General features: G+C 29.6%; 18 protein-coding genes. All 18 read left to right on the top strand.

The genetic code is table 11. The features are described 5' to 3' along the window. Positions 1–8 precede the first annotated feature (8 nt). The 18 genes from RBU61_RS14965 to RBU61_RS14880 all read left to right on the top strand — a co-directional run bounded on the left by RBU61_RS14965 (position 9) and on the right by RBU61_RS14880 (position 17392). Entirely contained in the window at positions 9–476 is a 468-nt protein-coding gene (locus RBU61_RS14965) for a flagellar protein FlgN (protein WP_308876374.1), read from the top strand. Between the two features lie 3 nt (positions 477–479). Beyond that, positions 480–1859, top strand: coding sequence for a flagellar hook-associated protein FlgK (gene flgK / locus RBU61_RS14960; protein WP_308876372.1), 1380 nt, complete (start codon positions 480–482; stop codon positions 1857–1859). A 23-nt stretch (positions 1860–1882) separates the two neighbouring features. Beyond that, the gene (flgK, locus tag RBU61_RS14955) at positions 1883–3295 is read left to right on the top strand and encodes a flagellar hook-associated protein FlgK (RefSeq protein ID WP_308876370.1); all 1413 of its coding nucleotides are present in this window, start codon (positions 1883–1885) and stop codon (positions 3293–3295) included. Between the two features lie 24 nt (positions 3296–3319). Further along, positions 3320–4291 (top strand): flagellar hook-associated protein FlgL, encoded by a 972-nt coding sequence (gene flgL / locus RBU61_RS14950; RefSeq protein ID WP_308876368.1) that lies wholly within the window; start codon positions 3320–3322, stop codon positions 4289–4291. Positions 4292–4422: 131 nt separating this feature from the next. Continuing rightward, on the top strand, positions 4423–4836 hold the full coding sequence (gene fliW / locus RBU61_RS14945) for a flagellar assembly protein FliW (protein ID WP_308876367.1): 414 nt from the start codon (positions 4423–4425) through the stop codon (positions 4834–4836). A 1-nt stretch (position 4837) separates the two neighbouring features. Then, a complete protein-coding gene (gene csrA, locus RBU61_RS14940) occupies positions 4838–5062 on the top strand; it encodes a carbon storage regulator CsrA (RefSeq protein ID WP_308876365.1) in 225 nt (74 codons plus the stop codon). 35 nt (positions 5063–5097) lie between these two features. After that, positions 5098–6645: an HD domain-containing phosphohydrolase gene (locus RBU61_RS14935; RefSeq protein WP_308876363.1), complete on the top strand. Its 1548-nt coding sequence runs from the start codon at positions 5098–5100 to the stop codon at positions 6643–6645. A gap of 184 nt (positions 6646–6829) precedes the next feature. Then, a complete protein-coding gene (locus tag RBU61_RS14930) occupies positions 6830–8119 on the top strand; it encodes an AAA family ATPase (RefSeq protein ID WP_308876361.1) in 1290 nt (429 codons plus the stop codon). Then, entirely contained in the window at positions 8106–8699 is a 594-nt protein-coding gene (locus tag RBU61_RS14925; RefSeq protein ID WP_308876359.1) for a hypothetical protein, read from the top strand. Before RBU61_RS14930 ends, RBU61_RS14925 begins: the two co-directional genes overlap by 14 nt. A 153-nt stretch (positions 8700–8852) precedes the next feature. Further along, positions 8853–9209 carry a nucleotidyltransferase domain-containing protein gene (locus tag RBU61_RS14920; protein ID WP_308876357.1) on the top strand — a complete coding sequence of 119 codons (357 nt, stop codon included), beginning with the start codon at positions 8853–8855 and terminating at the stop codon, positions 9207–9209. Beyond that, positions 9202–9603, top strand: a complete 402-nt coding sequence (locus RBU61_RS14915) for a HEPN domain-containing protein (RefSeq protein WP_308876355.1) — start codon at positions 9202–9204, stop codon at positions 9601–9603. The genes RBU61_RS14920 and RBU61_RS14915 overlap by 8 nt, the downstream gene beginning before the upstream one ends. Before the next feature lie 111 nt (positions 9604–9714). Beyond that, the gene (locus RBU61_RS14910) at positions 9715–10530 is read left to right on the top strand and encodes a flagellin (protein WP_308876353.1); all 816 of its coding nucleotides are present in this window, start codon (positions 9715–9717) and stop codon (positions 10528–10530) included. 155 nt (positions 10531–10685) lie between these two features. Further along, the gene (locus RBU61_RS14905) at positions 10686–11312 is read left to right on the top strand and encodes a hypothetical protein (RefSeq protein WP_308876351.1); all 627 of its coding nucleotides are present in this window, start codon (positions 10686–10688) and stop codon (positions 11310–11312) included. Then, a complete protein-coding gene (locus RBU61_RS14900) occupies positions 11299–13188 on the top strand; it encodes a 6-hydroxymethylpterin diphosphokinase MptE-like protein (RefSeq protein WP_308876349.1) in 1890 nt (629 codons plus the stop codon). The genes RBU61_RS14905 and RBU61_RS14900 overlap by 14 nt, the downstream gene beginning before the upstream one ends. Next, positions 13163–14029, top strand: a complete 867-nt coding sequence (locus RBU61_RS14895) for an N-acetylneuraminate synthase family protein (protein WP_308876347.1) — start codon at positions 13163–13165, stop codon at positions 14027–14029. The genes RBU61_RS14900 and RBU61_RS14895 overlap by 26 nt, the downstream gene beginning before the upstream one ends. A 1-nt stretch (position 14030) precedes the next feature. Next, complete coding sequence (locus tag RBU61_RS14890) at positions 14031–15209, top strand: cytidylyltransferase domain-containing protein (RefSeq protein ID WP_308876345.1); 1179 nt, start codon at positions 14031–14033, stop codon at positions 15207–15209. Between the two features lie 130 nt (positions 15210–15339). Next, positions 15340–16104 carry a CBS domain-containing protein gene (locus RBU61_RS14885; RefSeq protein ID WP_308876343.1) on the top strand — a complete coding sequence of 255 codons (765 nt, stop codon included), beginning with the start codon at positions 15340–15342 and terminating at the stop codon, positions 16102–16104. A 37-nt stretch (positions 16105–16141) separates the two neighbouring features. Continuing rightward, positions 16142–17392, top strand: a complete 1251-nt coding sequence (locus RBU61_RS14880; RefSeq protein WP_308876341.1) for a CDP-glycerol glycerophosphotransferase family protein — start codon at positions 16142–16144, stop codon at positions 17390–17392. Positions 17393–17411: the final 19 nt, after the last annotated feature.

Raw genomic sequence — 17411 nt, 5'->3', positions numbered from 1 at the left:
GTGGAGAAATGACGTTTAAAGAAGAATTAGAAGAAATTCTTAATAAAGAATTAAGGATTTTAATAGAACTAAGGGATTTATCCTTCAAGAAAACAGATATAATTATATCTAATAATGTACAGGAACTAGAAGAAATTACTAGACTGGAAGAAGTCTTGGTAAATCAAATGGCTCTTTTAGAAGAAGAAAGAGAAAGATTTCTAGATACCTGGGGAGTGGCAATAAACACTCCTATTTCTTTTGTCATAGAAAAATTCCCAGAAGATAATAAAATATTGACCAATATTAAGGAAGAAATGACAAATATAATGGAAGAACTTTCCTTGAGAAACAAAGTAAACAATGATTTAATAATGGAAAACCTTGATTGGGTTGATTTCAATATGAACCTAATTACTAGCAGCCCTATGAGTCCTAATTATGGTAACAAAGATGTAAAAGAAAATGGTAATAGTATTTTTGATAGGAAGGTGTAAGATATGTCATTTGGAGGATTATATATATCAATATCAGGACTACAAGCAACAAAGACGTCCTTGAATACAATTTCACATAATATATCTAATGCAAATAATCCATATTATGTAAGACAATCTGCTCTACATAAGGATAATTACTATAAAACAGATGGAAGATTTCAAACTGGTACAGGGGTTAGTGTTTCACAGATAAAACAAGTAAGAGATGAGTTTTTAGATAAAAAATTGAGACGAGAACTAGCAAGCTTTGGTTATCACTATGGAAAATCTGGAACTTTGGAAGACATAGAAGGAGTATTTAATGAGATAAGCAATAGCGGCCTGCAAAAAATAATGGATGGATTTTGGGATAACTGGAATGAACTTTATAAAGATTCAGAAAGTCTAACCATGAGGGGGTTAGTTCATGAATCTGCAGTAGCCTTTACGGAAACAGTAAATCATATATCTACTCAACTTAACAATATACAGCAAAACTTAAATAAAGAAATATTAAATAAAGTAGATGAAATAAATGGGATTTTGAATCAAGTAGCTAAGCTAAACGACAAGATTAAGGCAGTAGAGGGACAAGGTAGCAACATAAATGCCAATGATTTTAGAGACGAAAGAAATGGTCTATTAGATAGACTTGCACAGCTAATACCAGTTAATATCCATGAAAATAGATTTGGAGAATCAATTATATCTCTAAAGGGAAGAGATTTAGTAAGTGGCAGCTATGTAAACGGCATAGATATAAAAAACAATCCAGAAAATGGTCTAGCAGAAATCTACTGGAAAAACACTAACGAAAAAATGGAACTAAATTCAGGAGAACTGGCAGGACTTATAGATGTTAGGGACAAGTCTATAGTCAATTATAAAGAAAGAGTAGATACTTTAGTAAAAAGCATAGCAGAAGCAATAAATGAACTTCATAAGAAAGGTCATGACTTACAGGGGAAGGGTGGGGAAGATTTCTTTAAAGATATAGATAGTGCTGGTACTATTAAAGTAAATCCAGACCTTTCAGATTATAATAAAATAGCAGTATCTACACAAAACGATGCAACAGGAAATGGAGATATAGCAAAACAAATTTATGAATTAAGAGAGACTTTGAAAATCTATGATATGAATCCAGATGAATATTATAAGGACATAGTTTTGAGTCTAGGAATAGAAAGAGAAGAATCAAGAAACATAGTAAATAGCCAAGGATTTTTAATTGTCTCCATAGATGAAAAAAGGCAAAGTATTTCTGCAGTATCCTTAGATGAAGAGATGTCAGATATGATAAAATTCCAACACGCATATACAGCAAATTCGAGGGTAATAAATACTATTGATGAAATGATAGATACAATAGTAAATAGATTAGGAATAGTGGGAAGATAGATTAGTGAAGGGACTGAGAAAAAATGTTTTATGGATTCAATTCTGCGGTAAAAGGACTTCTTGCATCACAAAGAGCTTTATATACTGTAAACCATAATATAGACAATGCGAATACAAAGGGGTATTCAAGACAACGAGTAGAACAAAGGGCTACAAACCCATTTCTAATGCCAGGAATAGGATTTCTAGGTACTGGTACAGAAATCACTAAAGTAGAAAGAGTAAGAGACTCTTTTGTAGACTTTAAGTATTGGAATGAAATGGGTCCAACGGGTGAATGGGAAATAAAGAAAAATTCCCTGACAGAAATAGAAAAACTAATGGGAGAGCCTTCTAATAATAGTTTTAGAAAATATATGGATGATTTCTATAGCAGCTTAGACGAAATGAGTAAAAATGCATCAGACGTTGCTTTTAGAAACCCAGTAAAGGAAAACGCCATGGCCTTTACAAAACATTTAAATGAAACAGCTAAAAGACTGCAAAATATGGTGAAAGACACCGAAACTTCCATAGAAATGAATGTAAAAAAAGTAAATAGTTTGAGTAGTCAAATAGCAGGACTAAATAGACAAATATATTCAGCAGAAATAGATGGTAGAACAGCCAATGACTTACGGGATAGGCGAGAAGTATTGGTAGATGAATTGTCTAAACTAGTAAATATAAATGTAAATGAATCTTCAGATGGAAAGTATACTGTATCCTTAGGTGGAATATCCATAGTAGACCACGTATATACCAACCAAATCAAATTTGATGAAAAAGCAGATATCGGTGAGAGATTTACTTGGGAAAATGGTGGAAAAGTAAACCTACGTTCAGGTGAACTAAAAGGGCTAATGGATATGTATGAAGGTGATGGAAAAAACAACATTTATAGAGGAATACCTTATTATATGGATAAATTAGATGAGTTTGCAAAGGGATTTGCAGAAAAATTCAATGAGCAACATAGGGAAGGATATGGCTATGAATCAACAGTTAATGGAATAGACTTCTTTGTAGGTACAACAGCAGCAACTATAACTGTAAATGAAAAAATTCTAGAAGATGTAAAGTTAATAGCAGCGGCAAAGAATCCTGGTGGGGCAGCTGAAGACAATACTAATCTATTGGCATTAATAGACCAAAGGGAAGATAGAAAGTTCTTTGGAGATGGCTTATCTCAAGGAACTCCAGACGATTTTATTAAATCAATATTATCATCCTTAGCAGTAGATAGTCTTCAAGGAAAAAGAGCATATGGAACACAAGAATTAATACGTAACAATATAGAAACAAAACGTAACTCTATATCAGGTGTGTCCTTAGAAGAAGAAATGGCAGATATGGTAAGATATCAACATACCTATGTGGCAGCAGCAAAAATGATAAGCACAATGGATGCGATAATAGATCTTACAGTAAATAGATTGGGATTAGTTGGGCGATAAAAGAGTGAATAAGAGGTGATATAGATGAGGATAACGAACAATATGTTGATTAACAACATGACATATAATTTAAACGGTACATTACAAAGATTAGAAAGGCTCCAATATGAGGCAACAGCAGGGAAAAGGTTTAGAGTTCCATCTGATGATCCAATTGCTGCTAGTAAATCATTAAAATTTAATACAGATATATCCAAAGTAGAACAATATATTAGAAATGCTAAGGATGCTCAGTCTTGGATGAAGGAAACAGAATCTGCTCTAAAGGAAATCAAGGCAGTGCTTCATAGGGCAAATGAACTAACGGTGCAGGCAGCTAACGGAACAAATACAGATGATTTAGATAAAGTAAGAGATGAGATAGCAGAATTAAAGGGTCATTTAATACAGATAGCAAACTCCACTTATGCAGGAAGATCTTTATTTACAGGATACAAAACAGATAAGAAGTTGTTAAATGAAGATGGCACATATGCAGTAGATTTAAAGAAAGACGTCAATGGAAAAGAAGAAATATTTGAATATAATGTAGGAGTAGCAGAAACAGTAAAGATAAATATTTTGGGGAATAAGGTTTTTGGTAAGGCTGATGGATATGATCTAAATACAGGTGGGACTTTAGGTGATCCAGGATATACAGAAGAGATAACTAATGGTGACACTCCATATCTAATAGCAGTCTTTGACCAACTAGAAAGATCCTTAGAAAGCAAAGATCCTGATAAGCTTCAAGAAGCCATAGGAAATATTAAAGGATCTATGGACCAAGTATTATCAGTTACAGCAGAAATAGGGGCAAAGATGAATAGGCTAGAGCTTACACAAGGTAAACTAGAGAATCAAAAAGTAAGTCTAAAGGAATTATTATCCTTTAACGAAGATGTGAGTTTACCAGAAGCCTATATGAAACTAGCCATAGAAGAAAATGTATATAGAGCAAGTTTATCAGTAGGTGGAAGAATAATTCAACCGAGCTTAATGGACTTTTTAAGATAATAATATGGTGTACCTGAGTACACCATATTCCATTTTTTGGGTATAAATGCTTATGGAAGAATTTTGGAAAATATTGTATAATATTCTTAATTATTTATAGAACAAATAATTATTAATTGGAGGAATTATAATTGAAAATTGAAAAAGAAAAAATAATTCATTTCCCAGAAGGGATTCCTGCCTTTGAAGAAGAAAAAGAATTTGTAATTATATTAAATCATGACAGCCCTTTCAGCTATTTGCAATCAGTTAAAGATAAGGACTTATCCTTTATTATCATAAATCCCTTTGAAATATTCAATGACTACGATATTATTATCCCAGAAACAGCACGAAATAGATTAAAAATAGAGAGACAAGAAGATGTAATGATATACACCATAGTAGTAATTCCAGAAAATATTGAGAATACTACTACTAATCTTCTAGGACCTATAGTCATAAATACAAGGGAAATGCTAGGTAAACAAGTAATCTTAGATGATGAAAGATATAGTACAAAGCATTTTATATTTAACAAAGACTCCCAAAGGAAGGTAGAATAATATGCTTATACTTACAAGGAAAAAGAATGAGTCAATAATAATAGATAGAAATATAGAAATAAAAATAATGGAAATAGAAGAGGGAAAAATAAAACTAGGTATAGATGCACCTAGAAATATAGAAATTATTAGAAAAGAAATATATAAGAATATAGAAGACGAAAACTTAGCTGCAATAAACAATAGATATAAAATAGAGGATATAAAGAAGCTTCTAGAGAAGTAAAAGACTTAAGCTACGTGAGGAGGACAAAGGCAACCATGGATGGTACAGTAAAACTTTACGATAAACATTGTGAGAAATGGAATATACTCATAATAGATAATGATAATTTTATACATCAAATAATAAAAGAAATGAATAAAGACCTTACCTTTGAAGGAAAAAGTATAAACTTCCATAGTGCATATAATACTAAGGAAGCCATTAAGATCTTAGAAAAGAATAAAGATATTGTATTAGTTTTACTGGAAATGTTTATAGAGAAAGAGGATTCAGGTTTAGATTTGGTAAAATATATTAGAGAAGATATTGAAGATGAAGATATTAGAATACTTCTAATGACAGAAAAAAATATCAATGGATTGGAAGACAATATAATATTAAATTATGACATAAATGGATATGAGAGAAAGTCTGAACTTCTTTGTAGAAAAATGAGTACTGTTATATTATCGTCTATACGATCATTTAAAGATATTAGAGTTATGAGAAATAATAGAAAATCCATGGAAAAAGTAGTATCATCCATATCAAATTTATATGAAAAAGATACCATAGGTGATTTTTTAATATCTAGCCTATCTCACCTAAGTTCCCTTATTAATCAATGTAGATGTAGAATACAGGAAGAAGACGAGCTAAACTCCTTTGTAGCAGTAAGAGAAGGGACAAGCAATATATTTAGGATGATAGAAGGAAAAGGAAAATATAAAGACTGTATCAACAAGACGATAAGAGAGTCAGTATCAACTACTGATTTGATGAAAATAAATAAGATATATAATGAAGGAGAACATGAACTATTTGACAATGTATATATTGCCAAATATAAAAGTACATCAGGAAGTGAAGCTATTTTACTTGTAGAAAACCAGATTAAGAATAATTATATAGACATAGACTTATTGGATATATTCCATAAATCTGTATCTGCAACTTTTGATAATCTATGCTTAAACTTAGAAATAGAGGAAACTCAAAAAGAAATTCTATATACTTTAGGAGAAGTAACAGAAGCCAGATCAGAAGAAACAAGCTCTCATGTAAAGCGAGTATCTAAATATTGTCAGGTACTAGCAGAAGAATATGGATTATCTCCTAGAGATATTATGTTGCTTACTCATGCCTCCCCTATACATGATATAGGAAAAGTAGCCATACCAGACAATGTATTACTAAAACCTGGGAAGTTGACAGGAGAAGAGTTCAATGTAATAAAAAGTCATACAACCATAGGATATAATCTATTAAGAAATTCAAAAAGGGAAATCCTAAAAGCAGCAGCCATAATAGCCCATGAACACCATGAAAGATATGACGGAAAAGGCTACCCAAGAGGTCTAGCTGGTGAAGAAATCCATATCTACGGTAGAATCACAGCCATAGCCGATGTGTTTGACGCATTGGGCAGCCCAAGAGTATATAAAAAAGCTTGGGTAATGAACGATATATTAAATTATTTTAAAGAAGAAAAAGGAAAACATTTTGATCCAGAATTAGTAGATATATTATTTGAGAATTTAAATAAGTTTTTAGAGATAAGAAGAAGATATAGTGATGAAGCTGAAGGAGAAGCGGAACTGTAGAAGAAGGAGCTAAGGCATTTTACTTGGCTCTTTTTGTATATGCATTAATTTATAATAATGTTTGTAATATTGTTGTAATGACAATAATACTTGTATATACTATAAAGTAAATAGAATATATATTTACTATAGTCATTAAATGAGTATATATTTATCCAAATTTAATTGTTAGGAGGGTTAGACAATGATTTTAACTCTTAATAATATAGGTAAAATTGAAAAGGCAACAGTCGAATTAAATGGGATTACAATTATTGCTGGTGAGAATAATACGGGTAAAAGTACAGTAGGCAAGACTTTGTTTTGTATTTTCAATAGTTTTTATAAAATTGAAGAACAGATTCAAAGAGAAAGAAAAAATGCAATAAGAAAAGCATTAGATATTATATATAATCCTATTTACAGAGGAGCTAGGACATTAGATATAGAGGAATTAATAGAAAATCTGATTCAAAATTCAGAGATATATAAAGATATAGATCTACTAAAGAACCGATTAAAAGAATATTTAATATATGACAGAGAGATTGACAAATATGTGAATGAAAACTTCTATGACAGTTCTGATTTTGAGAGTACTGTAAAAAGAATATTACAAATTGTATCTATTCCAGATGAAGAAATTTTAAAAACAGTACTATCACAGAAATTTAATGCAGAGTTTAACAATCAAATTAATAATATTTATTCTGACCATGAAGATGGTATTGTAGAGTTAAAGATTAAAGATACAAATATTGAAATTTTGATACAAGATAATGAGGTAAAGAGTATTTCAAAAAATCTTAGTTTAAATACAGAGGTAATTTATATTGACGATCCATTTGTATTAGATGAAATAAGACCTTCTTTATTCTATTTAAGAACGGAGAGTTATGCTAATCATAGACTCCATTTACAATCAAAACTTAGAGATATAAAAGAAGGATTTGGAATAGAAGATGCTATAAATAAAATTATTGTGACAGAGAAGATGATGGATATTACCTCTAAAATAGATGATGTATGCAGTGGTAAAATGATAAAGTCTTCAAATGGAAAGTTTGGCTATAAAGAAAACAATTTAGATAAGGTATTAGATATAAAAAACATATCCACAGGGCTAAAAACATTTGTTATACTAAAGACCCTACTATTAAATGGCAGTATAGAGGACAACGGAACTATCGTTTTAGATGAACCAGAAATCCATTTACACCCAGAATGGCAAATCTTATTTGCAGAAATTATTGTGCTTTTACAGAAGAAATTTAATATGCATATTCTATTAAACACCCATAGCCCTTATTTTTTACGTGCTATTCAAGTATATTCTGCAAAATATGAGATAGCAGATAAATGTAACTACTATTTAGCTGAAAACATAGATGATAGGGTTACAATCAGAGATGTGACTACATCAATTGATGAAGTATATGCTAAACTTGCGAAGCCTTTTGAGATATTGGAGATTGAGAGGTATGGTGATGATTGATATATCCAGTTATAGTATTTTTGAAAAAAATAAAAGTACTCTCAAAGAAACTTCTAAAGACGATGCAGATAAAAGAAATATAAAATATATGACCCATTCAGAATTCGAAGTAATTGATTTTGATGGCGTGAAGAATGACTATATAAAAGGTTTAAAACTAGGTGATACACCGAAATCAAATGATGCTTTGTGTATAAGAAATAATGAATTATATTTTATTGAATTTAAAAATGGAAATATGAAAAAGGAAATACACAATGTAAAGAGAAAGATATTTGATAGTATATTAATTTTTATTGATATAATAAATAAAGGTATTTCCCATACAAGAAAAGATCTTAATTATATTTTGGTCTATAACAAGGATTATAGACCAAATCCTACGAAGAAATTGGACAAGGATGAAGTACAAGAATCAAAAGAACTTGATAAGTTTATAAGCTTAATAAATAAACATGGAAGGCTAGAACCTGATCCATTCGAATTGAGTAAGCAATTTAAAAACTTATATTTTAAAAAGGTCTATACATATACGGCAGAAGAATTTGAAGAAAAGTTTGTAATTGAGATAGAAAAATAGATGTTTAGATTTTAAATAAGAGTTATGAAGTCTAAGTTAGAATTGTGAGGGAGAGTTTTACTCTCCTTTTCTGGTTTAAAGATGTATTTAACTTAATTATAGGGTATAATATTATAAAAGATGGTATCATTGGATTAGAAGGGGCTGAAATTTATGTTGGGGGTAGAAAGTATCAAAGATCAAAATATATTAGAATTATTATCTAAGATACAGGAAGAATTACTTAAACTATTTGGAAATAAGCTAAAAAATACAATATTGTATGGTTCCTATGCAAGATTAGAGAATACAAGTGATTCTGATATAGACATTATGGTTTTAGTAGATGAAGAAAATAGAGATTTAAGACAATATGAAGATCGCATTACTGATATAATGGTAGATTTATCTTTAGAATATGATGTAGTAGTGTCTATTATTTCCGAAAGTTATGAAGTGTATAAAGGTCATTCAGATATTTTACCTTTCTTCAATAATGTGAAAAAAGAAGGTGTTACTTTGTATGGATAATAAAAATATTCGTGATTTATCAACATATAGACTGATAAAATCAAAAGAGGATTTAGAAGCATCAGAGTTATTATATGATAATAATTTATTTTCTCAATCTCTTAATAGATCATATTATTCAATATTTCATAGTGTAAGAGCATTATTAGTATATGAAAGAGTAGATTTTAGTAAACATTCGGCCATAATTTCATATTTCAATAAGAACTATATTAGAAATAATAAAATAGATAAGAAATATTCTAAAATTCTAATGGGAGCTGAAAAATTAAGAAATAAAAGTGATTATAATGATTTTTTTATTGTAACAAAAGAAGATACTTACCAACAAATTATAAATGCGAAAGACTTTATAGATACAATTCAAAAATATATATGGAATAATTATAAATAATTTCCAGAAAACACTAAAGTATTATTTACTATAGTCGATAATAATCTTGAGAAGGAAAACTTCTTAAAAAATGGCAAGGATGCCAAAAACAAAAATCAAGGAGGAATAAAAATGAGAATTAATAACAACTTAATGGCAATGAACACACACAGACAATTAGGTATATCAACAAATGCTGGTGCAAAATCAATGGAGAAATTATCATCTGGTTACAGAATCAACAGAGCAGGAGACGACGCAGCAGGATTATCCATCTCCGAAAAAATGAGAGGCCAAATCAGAGGGCTTAACCAAGCATCAAGGAATGCTCAAGATGGTATTTCATTAATTCAAACAGCAGAAGGTGCAATGGACGAAGTTCACTCAATGCTTCAAAGAATGAGAGAATTAGCAGTACAATCAGCAAATGATACTAATGATACTGCTGTTGATAGAGCAGCTCTTCAAGAAGAAGTAAAAGCTTTACAAGATGAAATTACTGCTATTGAAACTAGGGCTGAATTTAATGGTATGAAATTATTAGATGGTAATTTTACAGGAAAGAAACTTCAAATTGGTGCTAATGAAACTCAAGATATGACTGTGGATATTGCTAAGCTGTCAACTACTGTTGATGCTGCATTAACTACAAAGATTAGTGGTCAAGCAAGTGCAGCAGCTTCAATTACAACTATCAATACTGCAATAAAAAGTGTATCAACTGAAAGATCAAAATTAGGTGCTATTCAAAATAGATTAGAGCATACAATCAAAAACTTAGACAACTCAGCTGAAAACTTACAAGCTGCTGAGTCAAGAATCAGAGACGTAGACATGGCAAAAGAAATGATGGAGCAAACAAGACAAAACATATTACAACAAGCTTCAACTGCTATGTTAGCTCAAGCAAATCAAGCACCACAAACTGTATTACAATTATTAAGATAATTAAATTAGTCTCAAGAGACAAATTAAAACCAGAGGAAGTCTCCTCTGGTTTTTTAGTATTTTATTTGCAGTAATAGACTAAAATGGAATATTATATAAATATATATCAGATTTTGTCGATAATATATATAGATTAAAAAACTGGGGGGCTATTAGTGAAAATATTTATTGAAAATCAAATATTAGAATACGACAATGATAAAAATCAAATAAATAATATTCTTATGGAAATAGATGGTATAATACAAAAATCATCAAAAACTCTAAGCCACATGGTTATAGACTGCAATGAAATAGTGGGAGATTACTATGACTATTTTTTAAACAATATCAAAAACATAAATAAAATAGAAGTTATATTATTAACATATAAAGAGTTGATTGAAGATATATTACTTTCTACATTGAGTTATCTTGAAAGAACTCCACAGATAATAGAGGGCTTGGCTAACACCTTTTATAAAAATCCAACCAATGAGTCTTGGAATGATTTAAATGATTTATTTGGAGGTATTAGCTGGATAATAGATACATTTACTTCCATAGATCGAGACCATAGACTTAAAGATACTATATCAAATTATGAGTACTGGAATTTATACGCTAAAGACGTATTTTTGCTTAAAGAAATATTAGAAAATATGGATGAAGTACTATCAAATAATGACTATGTTTCCATAGCTGATATATTGTCTTATGAAATCGCATCGATATTTAGAGAAATGGCGGAAAAATTATCAAATATAGTAAACTTAGGGGAAGAGTTACATGATTTTAATTGATAATATAAATATATTAAAAGTAATTTATCCAAATACTTGGAATAAGGTTAAAGGGCTAGAAGATAGTATTGAAAATAATTTAGTAATTGATGAGGATACCAAGCAAGGGTATAAAACCCTATATGTAGAAAAGGAAGGAAAAAAATTATACTTACATAGCAAATATAATCCGATTAAAGAAGCGGAAGCTATAATTGAGGAATATAATGAGGTAGGTAAGAACTCTACTGTAATTTTCTATGGAGTAGGGCTAGGTTATCATATAGATTTATTTTTAGAAAGATATCCAGATGTAAACTATTATATATACGAGCCAATACCAGAGCTTCTGTATAAGTATCTGTCATATAAGTCAATAAAGAAACTACCTTCACATAGGTTAAAGGACATAGCATTAGGAGTTGATGAGGATGATATCAGAAATTTTATAAGTCAGTTTATTGATAAATCTAGCAAGGATATTATACAAGTCTTTTTAAATAGTCATATAAATATATTTCAAAATGAATATGAGAGATTTTTAGAGTTATTTAAAGAAATCATAGTTGAGAAAAAAGATAGCATAGGTGTAGAAGTTAACTTTCAAAAAAGATGGATAATAAATAGCATGAAAAATTTTGGTAGTATACTAAGTACTCCAAATATCTTAATAGATCAAAAAGGACAACTTAAAGGAAAGCCAGCACTATTAGTAGCGGCTGGACCTTCTTTAAACGAGGAAATTGAAAATATTAGATATATAAAAGGAAATGGTCTTGCCTATATATTTAGCGTGGGTTCAGCCATACGAACATTGCTACACCATAATATATATCCTGATGCAGTATGTACCTATGATCCTAAGCCTACAAATCATTGGATATACAAAGTAATTAAAGATAGAGAAATAGAAGAAATAGCTATGATATTTGGTAGTAGTGTAGGATATGAGACATTAACTGGCTACCATGGAGATAAATATCATATGATAACATCTCAAGATACTGTGTCTAGCTATTATTTAAAAAATAAAGATAATACCAACATGAATATTGTATTTGATGCTCCCTCAATAGCAGTTGTCACTATACAGCTACTATATGAATTAGGGATTAGTCCAATCATACTAGTAGGTCAAAACTTGGCTTATAGAGGAGAGAAAACATATTCAGAAGGAATAAACTATAGAAAAGACCTTACAGAAGAACAAAAGAGTCAGGCAATATCTGTGAAGGATGTTTATGGGCATGATATATCAACAAATGAAGGATTTAATTCCATGAGACAGCAGATTGAACATTATATTAAAATGTTGCCAAACATTGAAGTTATCAATACTACAAAAGGCGGAGCAAATATAGAAGGTGCAAAATTCATAGAGCTTGAAGAAGTAATAACAGCTGATTTGAAAGAAAAAGTAGTTAATAACGGGTGGTTAGCTGGAAATAATACAAGCTATGATAAAGATTATCTAAAGCTCCAATCAAATAAGATGGATAGAGAATATTCAAAAGTTCTAAAAATAAATAAAGAGTATAGAGATATCTTAAATAGGATAGAGAAGGTTGTAAATAATAGGAATTTTCCACAAGCAGAAAAGTTATATTTTGAGTTGGATAAGAAACTTAGAAAAATTGAAAATAATGATTATTATAAGACTTTTATTCTACCTATGAATAGAGTCGAATATAAGATATTGACTAACAGTATAGATAATTTAAATGAAGAATGTAATCCAATAGAAAAAGGGAAAAGAATAGTAGAAAAGTTTAGAAATTTTATAGATATATGTGCTGAAGACATAGAAGTGATTGAGCCTATTTATGAAGAGATGAAAGAAAATATAGATAGGTATATGGGAGGAAATAGACATGAAGAAACCAATAGTGATAGCTGAAATAGGATGTAATCACAAAGGTGATATTGATATAGCAAAAGAAATGATAAAAATAGCTGCATTGTATTGTAAGGTTGATGCTATTAAATTTCAAAAGAGGAGTAACAGAGAATTGCTAACAGAAGAAGAATATAATGCACCACACCCAAATCCTATTAATTCCTATGGAAAGACATATGGAGAACATAGAGAATACTTAGAATTAAACTTGGAGCAAAATAGGGAGTTAAAGAAATTATGTGAGGAATATGGAGTGATTTATAGCACTTCTGTTTGGGATATGACATCAGCAAAAGAAATAGTTAGTTTGAATCCAAAATTTATAAAGATTCCTTCTGCTATGAATACTCATTTTGAAATGTTAAGTTTTTTATTTGATAATTATAATGGAGAAATTCATATATCTACGGGTATGACAACAACTGAAGAAGTTAATAAGATTATTGAGCTAGCCATAAATAAGAAACGAAATAAAGATATTGTACTATATAGTTGCACATCGGGATATCCAGTGCCATTTGAAGATGTTTGTCTGCTTGAGATAAATAAAATAGTTGATAAATATAAAGATATAGTGAAAGCAATCGGATTTTCAGGACACCATCTAGGAACCGCTGTTGATATCGCAGCTTTCACTTTAGGAGCAGAATATATTGAGAGACATTTTACCTTAGATAGAACATGGAAGGGGACTGACCATTCTGCCTCCTTGGAGCCTGAAGATATGAGGAAATTGGTTTTAGATTTTGAAAATGTGGCTAAAGCCCTTAACTATAAAAAAGAAGAAATATTGGATTTAGAGAAAGTTCAGAGAAAGAAACTGAAATATAAGGGGCGATAAAATGAATTATAAAAATGTTGCATTTATACCTGTAAGGGGAGGAAGTAAATCTATACCATTAAAGAATATTAAGATTATAAATGATAGACCACTAGTATATTGGACATTAGATGCAGCTATAGAATGTAAGTATATTGACAGGGTTTTTGTTGCTACTGATAGCGAAGAAATTAAAAATGCAGTTAAATTATATGATTCGGACAAAGTAGAGATAATTAATAGATCAGAAGCCACAGCAGGGGACAGTTCTACAACAGAATCAGCTATGCTTGAATTCGCTGAGAAATATGATTTTGAAAATATAGTTTTGATTCAAGCTACATCACCATTATTAGAAGCCAAAGATTTGGACAAGGGATTTAAAATGCTATTAGAAAAAAAATTCCAGAGCATACTTTCAGTAGTTAGACAAAAACGTTTTATTTGGCGAAAAAGCGAGCATAGTTATTTCTCTGCTAATTATGATTATAATAATAGACCGATGAGACAAAAATTTGAAGGGTTTCTTGTAGAGAATGGTGCTTTTTATATTACTAACAAAATGGAGTTGCTGAAATCCCAAAATAGACTATCTGGTAATATTGGTGTAGTGGAAATGTCTGAAGATAGTTATTTTGAAATTGATGAGCCTAGTGACTGGATAATCGTAGAGGGCTTATTAAAGCAGAAAAAGAATAATAGTACTAATATAGAACGATTATTCAGAGGCGTAAAGCTACTCATTACTGATAGTGATGGAGTTTTAACTGATGGTGGGATGTACTATTCAGAGCAGGGCGATGAATTGAAAAAATTCAACACAAAGGACGGAATGGGAGTACAAATTCTGAGAGAAATTGGCATTAATACAGTTATTATAACAGGAGAAAATGTTGAACTAGTAAAAAAGAGAGCAGAAAAATTAGGAATTAAAGAAATATATATGGGTATAAAAGATAAAGCTCCTCTAGTTAGGAAAATTGCAGAGAGTCACAGTTTGAATCTTGAGGAGATTGCTTATATAGGTGATGATGTTAACGATTTAGAGGCTATAAAGATAGTTGGACTAGGATGCTCAGTAGAAGATGGTATGGAAAGAGTAAAAGATGCTGCCAAATATGTTACACGAGCTAAAGGTGGACAAGGTGCATTGAGAGAAGTAGCTGAGCTAATAATTACACATAAATTGGTTGAATTATAGAAAATATGAAAAGAATGAAGTGTATGAAGAAGTTTTTGATAATAATTTAATTAAGATTAATAAAATAGATAAATTATTTATTATCTATAGTTATAAATAATGGAATATGAAATAAGAGGGAAATTAAATTATGAACATTATGAACTTTGTTTTAAAAATTGATGATACAATATTAAACGCTTTGACAAAAATTGAAGAGAATAAGAAAGGTTTTTTAATTTTAGTAAATGATAATGATGTAGTTGTTGGAACCCTAACTGATGGTGATATAAGAAGAGCTTTTATAAAAGGATATAAGATTGATAATAGAATTGTAGATATATGTAAGGATGATTTTAACTATGTTAATGAACATGATGATTTTAGTAAGATAGTTGGGATTTTTAAATCAGAGAAGATAGATTTCTTGCCTATAGTCAACGAAAATAATCATTTAATAAACATAATAACCAAGAAAAATATGCATGTACTTCTTATGGAAGCTATAAAATTTGATCTCAATTATAATTTTCTATCTTTAGATGATACAAAGTTAGAACATGAAATATATAATAGACCGTGGGGTCACTATAAAACTACATTTTTAAACTCACAATCCCAATCAAAAATTATTACAGTAAATCCTAAAGGGGAGTTAAGTCTTCAAGAACATAAAAAAAGGGAAGAACATTGGATAATAATTCTTGGAGAAGGTGAAGTAGTACTAGGAGAATCAATAATGAAAGTAAGGGAAGGAAGTTATGTATTTATTCCAAAAGGATGTAAACATAGACTGGTTAATACTTCTTGTACTGATTTGTTGATGGTGGCTGAAGTGCAATTAGGAGATTATTTTGGAGAAGATGATATAATCAGATATGAAGATGTATATGGAAGAATAAAAAATAATATATAAATCTTATATTGTTGATGCAGAAGAGAGGGTTATGGTTTTGGAGTATTCAAATAAAATATTCGTAATTATAAAAAAAATCGTAGATAAGTTTGCAATATTATTTATTCCAATATACTATTTACTCTATTTAATTCCAAGGGATAAAAAGATATGGTTATTTGGTAGCAATATGGGAAAGAGTTTTGGTGATAATCCCAAATATTTTTATCTTTATGTTAATGAAATTAAGGATAGCAGTATAAGACCTATTTGGATATCTGATATAGACGATATTGTTAGAACATTAAGGACAAATGGATATGAAGCATATAGCATATATTCATTAAAGGGAGTTTTTTTTGCATTAAGATCAGGAGTATATATTTTTGACCATCATACTAAAGATATTTCATTTTGGCTATCTGGAGGAGCTAAAAAAATAAATTCATTTCATGGCATACCATTAAAGAAGATTCATGGTGACAATAAGTTCGATGAAGTAAGAAATCCTCCTAATCTATATAAAAAATTAAGGTGGACTGTTAGAAGAATCCAAAATGAACAACCGACTCATTATTATTTAGCTACATCTGAATATGTAAGAGATATTTTTAAGAAGGCATTTAGGACAAGTAAGGATAAAGGTATAGTTTGTGGTTATCCAAGAAATGATGTTTTTTTTAATAAAAATTATTTAATAAATAATAAGAATTTGAGTATTAAAAATATTGAGTTATATAATCGTTTAGAGAGAGAAAAGCAGAATGGTAAAAAAGTAATTATGTATATGCCTACTTTCAGACATAGTGAATTTAAGTTTTTTGATATAGTTAATATTGAACAACTAGATAATTTTTTAAGTAATAATAATTCTATTTTACTAATAAAAGCTCATCCAATGTCAAAACTAAAAAGTAGTTTTAATCATATAGAATATAAAAATATATTAAACATTGATTCGGCAGAAGACCCATATTTATTTTTGAACTTATCGGATATTTTAATTACAGATTATTCATCTATATATTTTGATTTTCTGTTAACGAATAGACCTATTATATTTTTTTCATATGATTTAAAAGAATATATTAGTGAAAGTAGGGAGATCTATTACGATTACGATAGTATCACACCAGGACCGAAAGCTGGAAATATGGACGAGCTTGTTAAAGCATTAGAATATATTTTAAGTGATAATGATGAGTTTGAGAAGAAAAGAAAAAATATACTAAATATGATGTTCGATTATAATGATGGTAATTCTTCAGCAAGATTGTATGACAAAATACTTGATATAATTTTAAATTAGGTTTATATGGAGAGGTTAA

The sequence above is a fragment of the Tissierella sp. MB52-C2 genome (assembly GCF_030931715.1).
Taxonomy (GTDB): domain Bacteria; phylum Bacillota; class Clostridia; order Tissierellales; family Tissierellaceae; genus Tissierella.
Note: the sequence above shows the minus strand (reverse complement) of the source record. Positions and strands in the feature narration are given on the sequence as shown.